At 40.7% G+C, this 17,188-nt stretch carries 16 protein-coding genes and 2 pseudogenes; 9 read left to right on the top strand and 9 right to left on the bottom strand.

The window, feature by feature from the left end:
• Positions 1–199 precede the first annotated feature (199 nt).
• From DESPCE1_RS0108400 to DESPCE1_RS22985, 4 genes are all read left to right on the top strand, one after another.
• Positions 200–2,266, top strand: coding sequence for a molybdopterin-dependent oxidoreductase (locus tag DESPCE1_RS0108400; protein WP_014793598.1), 2,067 nt, complete (start codon positions 200–202; stop codon positions 2,264–2,266).
• Positions 2,267–2,270: 4 nt separating this feature from the next.
• Entirely contained in the window at positions 2,271–2,870 is a 600-nt protein-coding gene (locus DESPCE1_RS0108395; protein WP_014793597.1) for a 4Fe-4S dicluster domain-containing protein, read from the top strand.
• Entirely contained in the window at positions 2,863–4,104 is a 1,242-nt protein-coding gene (locus DESPCE1_RS0108390; RefSeq protein ID WP_014793596.1) for a CdaR family transcriptional regulator, read from the top strand. The genes DESPCE1_RS0108395 and DESPCE1_RS0108390 overlap by 8 nt, the downstream gene beginning before the upstream one ends.
• 427 nt (positions 4,105–4,531) lie before the next feature.
• Positions 4,532–4,702, top strand: a complete 171-nt coding sequence (locus DESPCE1_RS22985) for a hypothetical protein (protein WP_148269911.1) — start codon at positions 4,532–4,534, stop codon at positions 4,700–4,702.
• Positions 4,703–4,969: 267 nt separating this feature from the next.
• On the opposite strand, the pseudogene DESPCE1_RS21835 reads toward DESPCE1_RS22985, so the two are convergent.
• The 3 genes and pseudogenes from DESPCE1_RS21835 to DESPCE1_RS23985 all read right to left on the bottom strand — a co-directional run.
• Positions 4,970–6,024, bottom strand: a pseudogene (locus tag DESPCE1_RS21835) (IS256 family transposase); the annotation flags it as partial.
• A gap of 640 nt (positions 6,025–6,664) precedes the next feature.
• Positions 6,665–7,762 (bottom strand): hypothetical protein, encoded by a 1,098-nt coding sequence (locus tag DESPCE1_RS0108370; protein WP_019850164.1) that lies wholly within the window; start codon positions 7,760–7,762, stop codon positions 6,665–6,667.
• A gap of 311 nt (positions 7,763–8,073) precedes the next feature.
• Complete coding sequence (locus DESPCE1_RS23985; RefSeq protein ID WP_014793594.1) at positions 8,074–8,196, bottom strand: hypothetical protein; 123 nt, start codon at positions 8,194–8,196, stop codon at positions 8,074–8,076.
• A 431-nt stretch (positions 8,197–8,627) separates the two neighbouring features.
• Between DESPCE1_RS23985 and DESPCE1_RS22465 the strand changes: the two genes are divergently transcribed.
• Positions 8,628–8,888, top strand: coding sequence for a DUF3006 family protein (locus DESPCE1_RS22465; protein ID WP_345787843.1), 261 nt, complete (start codon positions 8,628–8,630; stop codon positions 8,886–8,888).
• 166 nt (positions 8,889–9,054) lie between these two features.
• The gene (locus DESPCE1_RS0108355; RefSeq protein ID WP_019850162.1) at positions 9,055–10,188 is read left to right on the top strand and encodes a hypothetical protein; all 1,134 of its coding nucleotides are present in this window, start codon (positions 9,055–9,057) and stop codon (positions 10,186–10,188) included.
• Positions 10,189–10,239: 51 nt separating this feature from the next.
• Here DESPCE1_RS0108355 and DESPCE1_RS0108350 read toward each other — a convergent pair whose 3' ends face one another.
• The gene (locus DESPCE1_RS0108350; protein WP_019850161.1) at positions 10,240–10,923 is read right to left on the bottom strand and encodes a DUF554 domain-containing protein; all 684 of its coding nucleotides are present in this window, start codon (positions 10,921–10,923) and stop codon (positions 10,240–10,242) included.
• Between the two features lie 56 nt (positions 10,924–10,979).
• A complete protein-coding gene (locus DESPCE1_RS0108345) occupies positions 10,980–11,792 on the bottom strand; it encodes a MerR family transcriptional regulator (protein ID WP_019850160.1) in 813 nt (270 codons plus the stop codon).
• 198 nt (positions 11,793–11,990) lie between these two features.
• Here DESPCE1_RS0108345 and DESPCE1_RS0108340 point away from each other — a divergent pair, with 198 nt between their 5' ends.
• Both DESPCE1_RS0108340 and DESPCE1_RS0108335 read left to right on the top strand, forming a co-directional pair.
• On the top strand, positions 11,991–12,275 hold the full coding sequence (locus DESPCE1_RS0108340) for a response regulator (RefSeq protein ID WP_019850159.1): 285 nt from the start codon (positions 11,991–11,993) through the stop codon (positions 12,273–12,275).
• Between the two features lie 192 nt (positions 12,276–12,467).
• A complete protein-coding gene (locus DESPCE1_RS0108335; RefSeq protein WP_019850158.1) occupies positions 12,468–13,646 on the top strand; it encodes an ATP-binding protein in 1,179 nt (392 codons plus the stop codon).
• A gap of 177 nt (positions 13,647–13,823) precedes the next feature.
• Here the strand turns inward: DESPCE1_RS0108335 and DESPCE1_RS0108330 are convergent, their stop codons facing one another.
• Complete coding sequence (locus tag DESPCE1_RS0108330; RefSeq protein WP_014793589.1) at positions 13,824–14,204, bottom strand: VOC family protein; 381 nt, start codon at positions 14,202–14,204, stop codon at positions 13,824–13,826.
• A gap of 47 nt (positions 14,205–14,251) precedes the next feature.
• A complete protein-coding gene (locus tag DESPCE1_RS0108325) occupies positions 14,252–14,578 on the bottom strand; it encodes a dimethylsulfonioproprionate lyase family protein (protein ID WP_019850157.1) in 327 nt (108 codons plus the stop codon).
• A 197-nt stretch (positions 14,579–14,775) separates the two neighbouring features.
• Between DESPCE1_RS0108325 and DESPCE1_RS0108320 the strand changes: the two genes are divergently transcribed.
• Positions 14,776–15,105 carry a helix-turn-helix domain-containing protein gene (locus tag DESPCE1_RS0108320; protein WP_014793587.1) on the top strand — a complete coding sequence of 110 codons (330 nt, stop codon included), beginning with the start codon at positions 14,776–14,778 and terminating at the stop codon, positions 15,103–15,105.
• Between the two features lie 111 nt (positions 15,106–15,216).
• Here DESPCE1_RS0108320 and DESPCE1_RS0108315 read toward each other — a convergent pair whose 3' ends face one another.
• Together DESPCE1_RS0108315 and DESPCE1_RS22085 are read right to left on the bottom strand one after the other, a co-directional pair.
• Positions 15,217–16,095 carry an SDR family oxidoreductase gene (locus DESPCE1_RS0108315; RefSeq protein WP_019850156.1) on the bottom strand — a complete coding sequence of 293 codons (879 nt, stop codon included), beginning with the start codon at positions 16,093–16,095 and terminating at the stop codon, positions 15,217–15,219.
• 464 nt (positions 16,096–16,559) lie between these two features.
• Positions 16,560–17,178 (bottom strand): annotated as a pseudogene (locus DESPCE1_RS22085) (DUF3841 domain-containing protein).
• Positions 17,179–17,188: the final 10 nt, after the last annotated feature.

Raw genomic sequence — 17,188 nt, 5'->3', positions numbered from 1 at the left:
TGTAAAAAGCACAGTGGCTCCCTTGTTAATTCCCCCCTCGTTACAACCTGTGTGGAAATGGACATTTTAAAGGTGTCCGCATTGTGATAAACCACATTATCACTTTCTTGGCTCCTGAAAGGGTGAATTCGCCAGCAGATTCTGATAAAATAAGATTAATTTTTAATATCTTCCCCAAATAAATGGAGGTATCCATAAGATGTCTCAGACCTACTGTAATGTCTGTACAGCCGATTGTCCCGCATCATGCCGCCTCCTAACCGATGTCGTCGACGGCCGAATTATCAACATAAAAGGAGATCCCCGCGATCCTTATACCCAGGGAAAAATCTGCGCCAAGGGTTATGCGCTGAAAGAACTGGTCTACTCTCCCTACCGGGTTCTTTATCCTCTTAAACAGCAAAGGAAAGGGAGCGGAAATTGGCAAAGGATTTCCTGGAAACAGGCTTTCACGGAAATCGGGAACAAGCTGGTTGAAATCGATCAAGAGTATGGCAGCCTATTACCTGTCAGCATGAATAAATTTTTGGGAACTACAGGCCTTTTAAGCCAAAGCGTAGAAGGCCTTTTTGGCTCCTTGGGACCGATTACCACGCTTTTAGGCAACCCCTGTGTATCTGCTGGAACTGATGCTTTCATTCTAAATTATGGTGCACTTAAAAAGCCCCTTCCTGAAGACATGAAGAACTCTCGCCTCATTCTCATTTGGGGTGCGAATCCGGCTTGGACGACCATACACCAGATGCGTTATATTTTTGGAGCTCAGGATGAAGGGGCAATGATTGTGGTGATTGATCCCATCTTCACCTCAACAGCTGCCCGCAGTGATATTTATTATCGGATACGCCCGGGAACAGATGGTGACCTGGCTCTGGGGCTTGCCAAAATCTTAGTTGAGGAACATCTGGTCGACCATGAGTTTTTAAATAATTTCACCTTTGGCTGGCCTGAATACCGTAATTATATAGAAACCGTCGATCTCAACCATGTTTCATCTTCTACCGGTATTCCCATCACCGAACTGTACGAGTTAGCACGCTTGTATGGTACCATCAAACCCGCAACGATCAGGTTGGGACCTGGAATTCAACGAGGTCCCTCCGGCGGACAAAACGCCAGAATAATTGACAGCCTTGCCGCATTAACCGGTAACATCGGCATTTCTGGCGGTAATGTGCATTATACTTCCTATGAACAGTTACAACATGCCGGTAAGTACGGCAAACTCCGTTTGCCCTACGGAGTAAGACAGCGTTTATCAGAAAATAATACTGACAATCGAATTCTGGGGACCGATTGGTATACTCATTTGGATACCCTTGATCCGCCTATAAAGTTCCTGTGGGTTGCCGGACGAAACCCGGTGGCCCAGGACCCCGACTCGGCACAAATTATCCAGGCCATGAAAACTATTGATACAGTGGTTGTCGCTGATCAAACTCTCTCTGCCACCGCTCAGATGGCTGATTATGTGCTGCCTGTTTCTTCTCCTTTTGAATTTGAAGATGTCGTTATTTCATTATGGCATTATGGTGCGGCGATTAACCAACAAGCTATTCCCCCCTTAGGAGAAAGCAAGTCGGACTTTGAAATAATGCACGGGCTGGCTTCTGTGCTTCATCAGCTCAAACCAGGTTTAAGCTCTTTTCCCCTACACGGGGATGCCCGGGCATGGCTGACTCAAGAATTTGCTTCCCTCAATGATTCTCTGGGTATCACTGACTACCGCGAACTGGCCCATCACCCCGCCCGGGTGAACCTGCCGGCTGTCCCCTGGCAGGATCGTCAGTTTCCTACAGCCTCTGGGCGCTATGAATTTTTCTCCCATACAGCTGCCCTCCATCGGGCCCCTCCCTTGCCTATTCCTGTTGACCAGCCTGTATCATCATATTCCTATCCTTTTCGCTTAATGGTTGTCCGCTCACCTATTACTCTAAACTCTCAGTTTTATACTATCGATCTATTACGTCGTTTAGAAAACGCCCCTTTACTCCTCATGCATCCTGACACCGGCCGGCAAAAAAACCTGGCAGAAGGGGATCTGGCGAAAGTATATAATGAAATGGGTGAACTGGAATTGCCCGTTTCCTTCTCCCTCAGCCTCCCACCTGATATCGTCATCACTTATATGGGGATGGAGGATATGAACAACAAACTAATCAATACCCTGCTTAGTTTTGAGAGTACAGATTTAGGACAAATCTTTTCTGGAAGCCCTGGTATTGCTTATAATAATTGCTTCGTTAATTTGGTTAAGATGGGGTAGCAAAATGAATCAAAAAGGTTTTGTTTTTAATCCAAACCGTTGTCTTGGCTGCCGTTCTTGCCAGACGGCATGCTCTGTCAACCATAACTTGCCGCCAGGTATTACTCTGCGCAAAGTAACTGCCATTGAATTGGCAATGGAAGGGCGTCTCCTGAAATACTATCTTTCTTCATCCTGTAATCATTGTCTCAATCCTGAATGTTTTCGTTTATGTCCTAATCACGCCTACCGTAAACGGAGAGACGGTATTGTCGTTTTCGACGAAGGAAAATGCAAGGGTTGCGGCACCTGTATACGCAGCTGTCCTTTCGAAGCTCCTGTACTTCTCCCCGATACCGGAAAAGTCATCAAATGCGATTTATGCTTCGATAAATTGGAAGAAGGTGAGGAACCTTTCTGTATAGCGGCCTGTCCTGTCGAAGCTTTGCAACTCTTTGATCCCTTGAAACATCACGAGCACCTTTTGCTTAAGACCCTCCCTGGAATCCCCCGAATTCAGGTTACTCGGCCGGCAGCCCGCTATCACCCACTTAAAATAGGGAAACAGGTTGGCTTACATCTCCCGAACCATACTATCATGAAGGAAGGTGACCGTAATGACTAATCCCGGTGGCCTATTCTATCAGCTCATTCAAGATCTTGCCCAAGGTAAAGGTATACCTCACTTAATCTGGCGCTTATCTCAAATCCTTAATCGGCCGGTGCTGCTTACCAATTCAGTCCACCGTATTTTGGCTTGCCATGATCCCTTGAACCTCAATCTTAACTTAGATGAGTTCTTATATGTTCCCGATGTAAAAATCAATGAAGCTGATTTTCTAAACCGCTCTGAGCACATTCTGCATCATGCTCAATTCACTTTAAATAATCAGATCTTTCCCTTTGTCTATTTGCCCTTGCTGACCGGAGATTATTGCTTGGGCTATTGTATTGTCCTGGACACCACCCCCGTTACCAATGCACTAAAGCTAAAACCTCTGTCTGCAGAAGACAAGCAAACTATCTTAGATGCGTCTATGCCCTTGCTTCTCTCACTGAAAAGCAGCTGTGAAGACAGCTTAAGACAAGAACAATACCGGGACGATTTCATTCGCGATATCCTTTACAACAATTATGACTCAAAAGCGACTATCCACGAAAAGGTGAAATCCTGGGGGTGGAATTTACAGGGATCCTTGCTTGCCTTAGTTATTGACCTCCCAGATAAAGATTTTAAAACGGCCCGGGAAATACTGCCCCGCTTATTTAACCACTCCTCACCGATCAGTGCTTATATCAACCTTCAATTGGTGGTTATTCTCAATATTAACGGATTAAAGAAGGCAAAGCTTAAAACTTCCTTGGCTAATTTTATTAACAGCTTTCTCGACCGGCTCGCTGACCACGGAAAAAAACGTTCCTCAATCGGTGTGGGAATAGGCTCAGGAGTCCCTTCTGTCACAGATTTATATAAAAGCTATCAGGAAGCCAAGGTTGCCTGGGAATTAGGAAAAGTCTTTGATCATAAAAGCGTTTGCTACTTTGAAGAGATGGGGTTTCTTAAATTTATCTTTACTCAGCCGGCCAGGGAACTGGAGGAATTCAGCCAACGGGTTCTAGGTCCTCTGATTGAATACGACCAAGCTGAGAATACAGGATTGCTGGACAGTCTCAGGGTCTTTATCGAGTATAAATGTCAGATTGCCGAATGCGCTAAAGCACTCTATGTTCATGAAAACACCCTGCGTAACCGCATCAAAAAAATCGAACAAGTAACAGGCTTCGACCTGCGCCGAGTTGATCATATGGTCAATGTTTATATTGCCTTACAAGTATTGAACTTGGGCAAAGATGATTAAATAGAACAAATAAATAAGGGAAGGAGATTTTCACACCGAAAACCTCCTTCCCTTATTTATTCCGACATAGACCGTTGATTCACCCAAAGAGTAACATTACACAGACTTCAGGAAGTGACTTTATTAAATTTATCTCGCCGAAAATGCCTTGACGGAACACTTACTTTAGGTGGAGCCATAACTTTAGAGGCACCAGTTATTCATGGTTTATGCCGCACCAACAAGATAAAAGCAGCTCCAGCTGCTAAGGAAAGAATTGTTCACATCACTCCTGATCCAAACTTCTATTTGCGTCCATGTCTGCGGGGAGTATCCCGCCTCCAGTGGACCTATCATCCCGACAGCCTGAAATACTCGATGAAGCGAGCCGGCGAAGGGGGTTCAGGGGCAATGGGAGCGAGTTTCATGTAAAGAAGCCTTAGACCTGGTGGCCAACACTCTGGACAGCACCCGGTCTAAATACGGACCGAAGTCCATCCTTTTCGCAGGAGAGGTAGTCTTTGCTGTTCCGCTCAAGCTGAAGGAAAAACAACCATGGTGGGTACCCGGTGCAATACCTGGGATACCTTATCTAACTCCCCGGCTGATCATTAATTAGGGACATGGGTAATTATTTTACGGCCGTCAATACAACGCAACACTATCGGGTACTGTCAATAATCTTTCGCAAATTTGATTTTCTGCTTGGCAGTAGGTTTATATATAACCCCAGGGCAAGACTTGATATGGGGGTGACGGATGCTACCCTTAAGAACGGGGATGGGGCTTACCCAAAAGGAATCCACCTTTTGAGCCCCATTCCACGACCCATTGGAGCATCCGGCACGGGGTCCCATGTCAAGTCTTCCCCAGAGTTGATTGGTGATTAACCAGCATCAAGTTGGTTTTCTTTATTCATCTCTTCCAAATGTTTCATGCTCATGTATTGTTTTGTTCCCCAGGCTTTGCTGGCTACATGTCGTAGTCGAGCACAAACCAGCATGAGAGCTGAATTACCGTCCGGAAAGGTACCGACAACCCGTGTTCTGCGACGAATTTCCCGGTTTAATCTCTCAATGACGTTATTACTCCTAAGCTTTGACCAGTGAGCTTGTGGAAAATCCATGTAGGTCAGAGTCTCCAGAATGCTATCTTCGACCTTTTTAGCAGCTTCTTTCAGCTTCATATCCCGCAGTTTATTGACGACCGCCGTTGCCTTTTCTTTTGCCGCAGCTTTGTCTTCTTGAGCATGAATGGCTTTTAGCATGGCCGCCACTTCTTTCATTTTTGAACGCGGTGTTACCGAAAATACATTACGGTAAAAGTGAACGTTGCAGCGCTGAAATTTTGCATCAGGAAAGACTTCATGGACAGCTTCTAAGAGCCCTAAGCATTTATCTCCGATAAATAACTGGGTTCCAGAGAGGCCCCGTTCCTTTAAGCTTTTTATGAATTCTTGCCAGCTGGCTTTGTCTTCCTTCATTCCTTCGCTGGCTCCGATCACTTCTCGGTATCCGTCTTCGTTGACTGCATCGCAATCAGGATGGCGACGTTCTCATATTCTCCACCCCAGTTACGCTTAAGATAAATTCCGTCCAAGTAAACGTAAGGATACTTTCCTTGCAGAGGGCGGTTACGCCAAGTGTCAATGTGCCCGTAAACTTTCTTGTTGAGTTGGCTGACGGTCCCGTCGGATACTTTGGTCCCCCATAATGCCTCAGTGATATCCTCCACTCGGCGAACAGAGACACCCGCTAAATACATTTCAATCAGTGCTTCTTCTACGGAGCTTTCCCGCCGCCGATATCGTTCAATGATGGCTGTTTCAAAGGCTACCCCTTTTAGCTTCGGTACTTTAAGTTTAACCTCTCCGGAAGTAGTGACCAGGTTCCTTTGATAATGACCAGACCGATATCCCTTACGGTCTTCTGAACGCTCGTACTATCGCATAACGGTTCTCTCTGGCTGTTGCAACTTATACAGTGATGCTATAAAACCGCCTATGTACGATCTAAGAATTCCTTACCAAGCGTAAGGATAGCACAAAAATAAGACACTCTGCAAAATTTGAGCAAGAGTGTCTTTGATGAACGTATACATATTGGACATGAACGCTGACTCCTATAGATTGAAACAGAGGTTGGAAACTAAACTTGGCTCCATTAATTGAGCACAATGGCTCAGTTTTATATGAGCAGAAGTGGTTCACTTTTCATGATCCTAACCACTTTAACACAATTATAAACGATCTCAATGATGGTAAAGGCCAGGCCTTGGACAACATTAGAACTGAATGTTTTATCCTAAAGAGTAGCATCCGCCATCCCCATATCAAGTCCTTAGCTAGGGTCACGGCCATTATACTGATGATCATATCAAGCGGAAATCAATTTGCGAAAAACTATTGACAGTACCCTAAAACCCGGGATACAGCCGTATTACCTACTTTCGTTCTATCAACACGACACACTCCACATGCCTTGGGTACAAAAAAGATGTCATATAGAGCAGATGATTCCTTGGTGGAAATGATCATTAAGTTCAAAACTAATCAATATAGCATTGATTTTTTATCGCCATATCAATTATACGGAGTCCAATCCGTATTATAATCATCAATAATTTTATTATAAATTTGTTTGCATCGTATCAAATCATTTGTCCATATATCTTTATTGCCATTTTCCAGTTTGCAAATTACATTTTTAGTTATTATATCTATGCTTTTTAAATGTACTTGATTGTATCCAGAAAACATATTCATATAATCATAAAAATGGTTAAGATAGTCTTTTGCTACATTTTCTTTAGTGCTAAAAATTTCAAAATAACTTGAGGCCATTTCCATAACAGGAAGTATCCTACCATACTCTTCTTTTTCCATACATTCATTTAAATAGAAAATAAACATTTCCATAGCACTTTCTTTTAATTTGTAAGATTCATCTCTAAATAGAGTCTGTATATCAAGATTAACTGTAACATCATCAAATTTTTTTATATCGATATCAGATAGGAGTCCAAGAGAATTTATCTTCCTATCAATTAATAATTTATTATCAAACACCTTATTTTGTCCTTCTTTAAAACTTAGGTTAAAATTTGTAATTGAAGATGTCACTATGTATTGATTAAAAATATCACTTCTTAAACTAAAAGGTTCTTTTATTTCAGCGAGTATATTTGAGCTGTTGAAATAATTTCCTTGATTACATTCTAACATAGCATATAATGCTTTTTCATTATCATTAAGATATTCACTATTTTCATATAAGACTTTTCTTGCAAGTATTGAATTCTTAGATTGGTTTACTCCAAGCATAGACATAGTGTAATAATATTTAGTATCAAATAAACTTTTATTTATATCGTAAACTTTTTCAAAATTACTAAGTGCATCCTTATAATTTTTATCGGAATAATACTTTTCTCCGATACGATAATATTCTAATGCTGCTTGATCAGATTCATACTGTCGCTGATGCCAATTAATATATGAATCTTTTATCGTAAGCATTGTTGCAAATAGAGTAATTAAAAATATTAAATCGCCGACTATAAGAAAAGTTGGATGTTTAGTAGACAATGAGCAGCGCCATTTGTAATATTTACTGCCTGAAATAGAATCACTCATACTGCTCTTAGTTTTCTTTTTGGATTTACTCTTAATTTTATTCATCAAAGATTACTCCAATCAATGTATTACTATTATCTACAATGTGTTAAGCAGCGCTCTATATGACTTGAAGATACAAAAAGGATGTTGCTTCTCTCCGGTGCCCCTTAGCGACAGAATACATTTCAGAAACAGTCGCCTAGGCAGGCTATTTTTTCATCGATTTGGCATCTGCCTTTTCTTTCAATTAAAGTAAATTGTAACGATTCGATCTCTTAGACTTTCGGGGTATTTTCCATTTTCAAATATCATACTTTTCTTGGATATATTTCATCAATAAATCTATATTTCTTTTCTTCACTTTTATAGATATTTTAAAGCAAATTCTTGTCCACTTTTTTATCGCTAACATAAAAAACTCTGGCGTTTCCGACTTCTCCCAATTCATTTATTTTTTCAAACCTAACATCCCAAACATTGCTTTTTTGCTTTTCCATAATGATTACTCCCTATCTATAAAATAGTATTTTGCCAACCCTTGATATTATAATAAATATACCATAATAAAAGGGATTTCGTAGAAAATTCTGCATATTCATCAGTCATTCTTGAGCAACCTTTTCTCCTGTAAACCATTCTTACGGAAAATCAAAACGAAATGCCAAAAATCTGAATTTCGTCAACTTCATTCCTGACTATTTCTTCATCATAATCTCCGTTCTGGCAAATTACTTCGCTCAAAACATCTATTTCTCTTTACATGGTTATTAGCTTTTACCATGAAAACTCCTTCACCGTTGACAACAGGTAGACAATGCCAACGGTTTTTTCTTTACATAAAACATAACCTTTTATCGAAAAGAAGGAAATCGCCAGCCGACGATGAAGATTCCTTCATACTATAAAGGAGGCATTATATACATCATAGATCGGTTTCGAAGAAGATTTTGCTGTAGTAGAAACTGATGATCGCCAAATCTTTAACCTCCCCCGCTTACTCCTGCCTACTGGGGTCAAAGAGGGTGATGTTATCTTCACCTCAGTGGCCGTGGATCCAGAAGCTACTAAGTCCCGCCGCGAACGGATAAACAATATAAAAGCCACTCTTGGCGGTAGGGAATATTTCAAAAACGGTCACTGCTATTGGCCTCTTTTTAACGATGGTACCTGCATTTACTTAACAACTTGAAGAAATTGTAAGCAATCTGCAATTAAATAATATTATCAAATTTGGGCGAAAGAGGAAAAATGCAATTCGTCAGACCGACGGAACTTTGACCGTCAATAATTTTGAACAAAACCCTTATCATTTTTAGTGGTTGCCGAGAAATAAAATGCAAAAAAGGAGTAAAAAAATGTCTTATAAATCAGTAACAAAGTTATTAACAGGGGTACTGGTGATTGTCTTAATAGCTTCTTTAATAGGCTGCACACCGAAATCCAACCAGAATGGAGATAAACCTGGAGAACAAAAAGGTTTATCGAAAGAGCAGATTACGACGGCACTCTCGTCTCTAACGGATGTCCAGAAAACAACCTGGTCTCCCGATGAAAAAATGGTAGCTTATATCCAGGCAGGGAAGCCAGACAAGAACGGGGCCGATGAGGCCTATCTTTGGAAGGTCGGAGAAGAGGAGGCCAAATTAGTCCGTGATGTTAAGCCGACGACCCTTGGTTTTTCCTGGGCACCTGACAGCAAACATGTCCTCATCAGTGAGAAGCTGGGAGAAGGGGTCGAGAGCAGCATCATTATCGTGGATACCTTGCATGAAGAATCCTATAAGATGAAGAGCATGGGCATTCCGGTCTGGAGCCCAGACAGCCACTCTCTGGCTTATGGTAATGAAACCCATGAACATGGTCCCAGGTGGGGTTCCTTGGAAGTATATACTTTGGGGAATCCGAAGAGCGAATATATCTGGAAAGCTATTGATTACCTGTACAAAGTAGAGTCCTGGAATCAAGAAGGCGATATTGGCTACACAGAAGTAGATCCGCAGGGGAAGGAAACCAAAAAAACCACTAAAAATATCCGGCCGGATATCTCGGGTGTACACCTTGGAGATACCAAAGCTCAGGTGGAAGCGGCCTTGGGTAAGGGGTATAAAGAGACTGCTCCCAGCGGAGAGACAGGACATTTCCCGGAGCAAGTCTACCGATGGGATTATGACGGCTATAAGGTTTTCATTGGTGCTGAATCGGGAGAAGTATTAGAAATCACGGTTGAATCGCCAGAGGCTGCGACCAATTTGGGAATAAAAATGGGAGATACGTCAACCAAAGTGTTCGAGGTTTACCGCCCCAAATACATCGAACCTGTGAGCATCCATGGAGGCAAAATTTATGGAATGTTTAAGGTCGAAGGTGCAGCAGCTTTGTATTTTCAATTCGATCTGAAGGAAGGGCAATCCCTGGCAGATATTAAACCGGAAAATAAAGTCGTCCGAATGATTCTGACTTATCCTGAAATATTGGATGATTCGTTTTAAGAGTTTTTTTTGGCGAGGCAGACAGAAGATTAAACTGTCTGCCTTTGCCGTTTAAAATGATAATATTGCTTTTATGATAAACCATGCAACCGGTACAAATAATGCGGGCAGCATATTCAGCGCATTGCAATCCTTGATTTTCAAAATGGAAAGCCCGGAGTTCAAAATCAGAAATCCGCCGATCAGTGAGATTTCAGTGAGTAAGTCTGCGGTTAGAAAAGATGATAGGTATCCTGCAAAAAGATAGATACTACCTTGCCATAAAAATAACACTGCCGCAGAAAAAGCGATCCCAATACCATACGTAGACGCTAAAACCAGTGACGTAATGAAATCCAGCGTCGCATTTGTATACAAATAAGTGTAGTTGCCATGAAGCGCGCTTTCCATAGACCCTAAGATAGATAACGTTCCGATACAAAACAACACTATGGCGGTAGAGAGTCCTTGACCCAAGTTCCCTTTGGAGAAACGTTTTGTGAGCCTTTCAAATCTGTCATACAAATTTAAAACAGTGCCAGCTAAACTGCCGATTGCTAAACTGATGATAAACAATACGGGAAAAGTGCTTTTAGGCATGTTCTGGACGATTGCGTTTATGCCAAGGCCGCATGCGGCAAGTCCCATCGCGTTATACAATGCATTTTGATATTTTTCCCCGATGCCCTTTTTAATGCCGCCTCCAATCATACTTCCGATCAGAATAGCAAGCGTATTTGCAATAGTACCTATCATAATAAAACCTCCTTCATCACAAACAATAAACCCTCCAATAATTGGAGGGTCAAGGTTTATTTATATTGAATTTGTATCTCGGTGATGAATTTCGAGGGATCGTTGGTAAGGCCGTAATCAATCAAAGCAAATTCAAGGGAATCTCCTGCGATCACATACCCTTTTTCTTTCATATATTGAAGCATTTTGATATATGAAGCCTTCGCGTCTTTATGCGTACCTCGAAAGCGCAAAGTCAAATAATTGCCTCCCGGCAGGCAGGACAAGTTTTCGCCGCGGTTGTCCTCCGGTTCAATGACGACAAAAACGGCAGAAAACTTATTAAATTTACCTCCCTGAAGATTAGAGCTTGAAATGGAAACGCCTACTTTTCCGAGAAACATCACTGCATGGAGAGAATTGCGCTTTGCCAATTCACGGATCGGTTGTTCCAAGTCGTCCGAAATGGAGAGCTCTTTTTTTAGTACAGCTATTACTCTATCCTTTAGAGTACGCTCTTCAATTTTATCAAATTCAGTTTGAAATGCATCTTCAATTTGCAGTAACCTGTTTTCAAGTTTCCTTTCGATTCGATCCAGCTGTTTGCGTTCTTCTTCTACTTGCCGTTTTTGCTCCTCGAGAATTTTAAGCATCTTTTTATCATCACGATTTTCAAAAAACTCACGGATTTTGGGCAAAGGCATGTTTAAAGATCGGAGATAATGAATTGTGTTCAGGCACTCAAATTGACGTGTGGAATAATAACGGTATCCATTTTCTTTATTGACGAATTCGGGCTTTAGCAAAGATATCTTATCGTAATGACGAAGGAGACGGACATCTATATTAAAAAGCTTAGAAATTTCTCCTATTGTAAACAATTCATTCATAATAACCTCCGGTTCTTAGTCTTATTAGTGCTTTCGCCATATTATATCACCCTCCTACCCTTTGTATTTCATTTTATAGTTGATATCAGCTTTGTTCATTTGTGACCGCAAACACTGTATAGTAAGAAAACTCGATCTAACAAAAATCTAACATGGCTTTTGCTAAGATTAAATCTAAAAGCAAAGGAGGCAACGGCCTTGAGAATATTGCTAGTTGAAGATGAAAAGGGGCTGTCCGGCTATATCGCCAAGGGACTAAAAAACGGCTACGCAGTGGACGCGGTTTATGACGGCGAGGAAGCGTTGTTTGAATATGAAGTAAATGAATACGACCTTATTGTACTGGATTTGAATTTGCCGAAGAAGGACGGGTTGGAGGTTCTGCGGAAAATTCGAGAAAAGAACGCCGACATAAAAATACCTAAAAAACAGGACCGAAAAGTACACTTTTTCGGCCCTGTTTTCCCCCTTTTTTTGGCTTAAAACCACTATATATAGTGGTGAAACCGTCTTATTTGCCGTTACTTCCTTGACCCGGCTGGCTGAAAACGTGAACTTTTCCTCCATGAGCTTCACAAAAATATAGGGCCAAGAATAACCTGAAAGGCTACTCATAACTTTTCCTTACTTCTGGAATACTAAAATTATTATTAAAACTCACGAAGGGTGACAAGAATGGAAAAGTCCGCAATTATCGGTAAATCAATTGAGCCAGTAGAAAAAACCACGATATCTTGTGACAAATCACAAAGGATTTTAGTATGTGGAAAAACCGGAACAGGGAAATCTTATACCCTAGGAGTTTTAATTGAAGAACTCTCGAATTTTGGCGAAGATATAGTTCTAGCCGTAGACCCACAAGGAATCTTTTGGACTATGGCTGAACCAAACCAAATAACTGAAGCTACCGATAAGCTGCAAGAATATAATCTCTTGCCAAAAGGTTTTCGTGTTAACTTACTAGTACCGGGTGACCCGTTAGAACGCTACGGTTCGTCAGATATTATTTCTGAGCTGGCACGACGCGGATTATTTGTTCAAGGTCTTAGACTAAACCCATCAGATCTATCCCCTGAAATGTGGTGTGATTTATTTAATCTTGATATTAATGAGTTACAAGGAATTATGCTTTTCAAGGCGGTTAGGTTATGTAAAAAGAAATTAAAAAATAACTTCCTGATTCCGGACATTGCTGATCAAATTATCAAGCTTGACGGATTAGATAAGACCAAAGAAGCTCTCCTTCGCAAGTTAGAAATGGCCGAAGACTGGCAAATATTCGAGGAACACCAGTACAGAGAAATTTGGGAAATCCTCCAGCCCAATGCCATTAATATCCTTGATCTTAGTGTAATCGCTCAAGGACGTTACGGTTTACGTAATTTGGTTGTCGCCGTATTGGCCAACTTTATATTTGAAAAGAGGACTATTGCTAGAAGACGGGAAGAGTTAGGATTGGCTACAGACATGAGGAAAGTTTGGTTATTTATTGATGAGGCTCATAACTTCTGTCCAAGTGGTAAGAGTACCTTGTCTAAGGAAATTATTATTCGCTGGGCTAAAGAAGGTAGACAACCAGGATTATCATTGGTTGTTGCCAGTCAGCAACCATCCGCCATAGACTCAGAGGTTCTTACTCAATGTGGAATTCGTATAATACACCGTATTACTTCAAAAGAAGATTATAAGGCAGTCAATGCATTGAGTCAGGATTTTTTAGACGATAGTTTAGTATCACGAATAAAGAACTTAACTGGCCCCGGCCAAACCATAATGATTGATGATGAAAAAGAAACAGCTGTCCAAGTTTTAGTAAGACTGAGACAAAGTAATCATGGTGGCGGGAGTGCTTAACGGCACTGTGCAAGGCCATTTTGCCATTTAACATCATATTACATTCAAACGGCAGGTAACTACCATAACCTTCAAGACGTTGACCCCGCCCATAAACAGGCTGAAAAAAAGTACATTTTTCAGCCTGTTTTTGTTCATTTTTTGCTCCAAAAACTCTATACGGTATCTCTACATTTTTTATCCTCGGAACTCAATTAATTCACCGTCAGGGCCTTGAAAAACAACTCTTTTCCAACCTGTTTCCTGAGGTGTTCTGGGCTCGGGAATATGTGGTTCAGTTACGACCGGGATCCCTGCGTTTTTAAGCTTTTGATAATCCGAATCAAAATCATCGCTAATAAGACAGAAATGATACCCCCTATTCTCCCTTTCATGTGTCCAATGTTCAAACTCTAACACGGTATCGCCCAACTGAAGATAAACAACCTTTTCAAGGTTCGGTACCCCGGGAACATCGTGTTCAAAATACTTTTTAAACCCAAAGTTCTTTTCATAAAAGTCAATCGACTTTTGTCTGTCTTTTACAGAAAGAGCAACATGGTCTATTCGTGTAAACATTAATCATCTACCTCCTGTACTTAATCTTGAATTTTTATAAATAGGGTTTAATCCTTTTGGGAAGTGTCGATTTTAATTTGCAACACAACCCAATTGCTAGAACTGGTATTATTGAATCCATGTGTCTCACCATTAGGCGAGAAAATTATATCCTTTTCTTTCAGAAGCATTTCTTCATTGTTTATTGTGATTGTACCTTCACCAGAAATTACATAAAAGACTTCATCGATATCAGAATGCTTATGATCAGGTGTTGTTTGACCAGGGGCATAAAGCAAAAGTCCTGTATCCAGCCTGCCTTCTTTGAATATTGCCTTACGAGCGCTTTTTTCAGTTGCAAAATCAAGAATATCGCCAATATTAATTTTATCCATTACTTATTACTCCCATTCTTTTTGAAATTAAAAGTTAATCTTCAGCTATCATTAGCAATTTAAATCCAAATCAAGCTTAAAAGTTACTGTTGTATGCTCACTATAATAGTGTTACTAACCATTTGCAAGAAGGCACTATTTTGTACTATACTAACCAAATAGTAAGTATTGAATAATAATTGACTGGAGTGATAATAATGCCATGTGATAAATCATGCCCTATTGAGCATACAGTCAACTTGATCGGGCACAAATGGAAGGTGCTTATTCTAAGAAATCTATTCAATAACGGTACACAAAGGTTCAGTGACCTCAGTAAAGGTATCAACAGAATAAGCCAGAAGATGCTGACACAACAGCTTCGGCAGATGGAGGCCGATGGGATAATCTATAGAAAAGTTTATCCGGAGGTACCACCAAAGGTCGAATACTCTCTTACGGTGCTTGGAAAATCTTTAAAACCGGTTTTGGATGCAATGAATAGTTGGGGAATAGAGCATCTAAAACACAGTAATCAGGATCAGTAAAACAATGAGAGTCTTAACAGTTTTAGTTAAGACTCTCATTTTTAACAAAAGCGTTTAGATAGTTCCTATAGCAGCGATACAGTCCTACCCTAGAAGATAGTTAAAAGTTTATCAGTTTTTCTCCTCAGATACTCCATATCCCTCAGGTGCAGGAATAGCTTTTTCAGAGGCACGGCTAACTGCCTCCCATTCCTCCCAAGTAGCTATCCGTGCCTTTAATGTGTCCATCGCTAAATCGTAAACCACGCTGCCAAGGATAAGGCTCAAAGGAGGATTATTACTGGCTACTAATTTCATAAGGGCTTCCGCTGCCAGGGAAGGATCACTATCTACTGAATCCTCGGAATACTGTTTGGCCAGTTCTTCGCGAAGTGTCCCGTATGAATCCAATGGATTGCTGTAATTCATCGCAATATACAAATCTGTCCAGTACCCTCCTGGTTCTACCATGGTAAGTTTCACTCCAAAATGTTCAGCTTCTTTTGCTAAAGCTTCACTCATTCCTTCCAAAGCAAATTTACTTGCACTGTAAATGCCAGACATCGGACCTGAAATAATGGCACCAATACTAGTAATCTGTATGATATGTCCAGAACGCTGTGACCTCAAATAGGGCATCACCGCCTGGCAAACCCAAAGAGCCCCAAAAAAGTTTGTGTCCATCAGTTTTCGAGCATCGGATTCGCTTAGTTCCTCAATCATACCTAAAGTCATGATGCCCGCATTGTTAACAACAATATCAAGCCTGCCAAAATGTTCAATTGCTGCTTCAACCGTAGAAAAAACAGCCTCCCTATCTGTAACATCAAGGCTTAATGGCAGTAAGGTCTCTTGATACGAATCTTTTAGCTTTTCCAATTTGTCAATAGTTCTAGCAACTGCTACAACTCTATCCCCGGCTTTCAAGGCAGCACATGTGAAAGCATAACCAAGTCCCTTACTTGCTCCAGTAATGAACCATACTCGTTTATTTTCAATTTTATATGTCATAGATATTCTCCTTTACTATTTAACTTCATTAATAATTGTTCAATATTGGAATTATGCATTGTCAATCCACTCTTATCTAGCGCATTTGAAAACTCCCTTTCAAGGAAAATAAAAAGCACAGGCTATTTACTGCCTGTGCTGATATAATCGGGAAAAGTATGCCATATTATTCATAAATATCAACACAAAATCAACCGTTCCTTACAATAGGAGAGGCTTCATTTGTTATGACAAATATAATAAATAAGGTGTCACGTATGGACAGACTTATCCCGATTATCTGCTATAGGCAGATTTAAAAGAATACTGCATTGAATTGCAATGTTCTCTTTATCGGGAAAAAATCAACACACGTAACCCCTCCATTCAAGTACTATAATCAAAAAATAACATATGAATTCTTGAAAGTCAATGTATGCTTTTTGGTAGGATAGTTTTTGGCCTTTCTAGCCTGTAACACCACATTATTTAGCAATGAATACCTCGGCTTTTACAACTTGCTCAAGCCTTACTTGCCATAAGGTTGCTTGAATCGACTTTGTTTTCAACTTTCCGTATAGCCACCCTTCATCTTCTTCACTCAAATTAAAAATTCGATCCCAGCTTTTAACGATTCTATCCCTGAGCAAGAGCATTTCGTTGCTCTGAATTTGAAAATCCGATAGATCATGCCATGTAAATCCCGCATTTGTATAAGTACTTTCAAAATCAGCATCATCCTCTTCGTCGGAAGGTAAGTACCAGTAATTTAAGGGATAATGAAACAAGTCAAAGTCTGAAAGAAGGACATCCTTATCGTCAATGTCAATCGTTAATTGGACGATCTTCTCACCGCGCTTTGCATGGCCCCCTTTTCTCATATCCCGTCTTTTTCGTTTACCCTCCCATTGATACCATGCCCACAGGGTAACGAATGCTATCTCCAGCCGGGTAAATATCCGCTTCGATCATTTTACGCGTCATCCAGTCATAAGCGTAACGAAAGTCATCTTGACAAAACAAATGACTTTCATTTGCGGTAAGTATTCCATTTTCAAGCAGCTTTTGATAAGCAGGATAATGTTGGATTGTCCATAAAATCATTGTCTATTAC

It is taken from the genome of Desulfitobacterium sp. PCE1, assembly GCF_000384015.1.
Classification (GTDB): domain Bacteria; phylum Bacillota; class Desulfitobacteriia; order Desulfitobacteriales; family Desulfitobacteriaceae; genus Desulfitobacterium; species Desulfitobacterium dehalogenans.
Note: the sequence above shows the minus strand (reverse complement) of the source record. Positions and strands in the feature narration are given on the sequence as shown.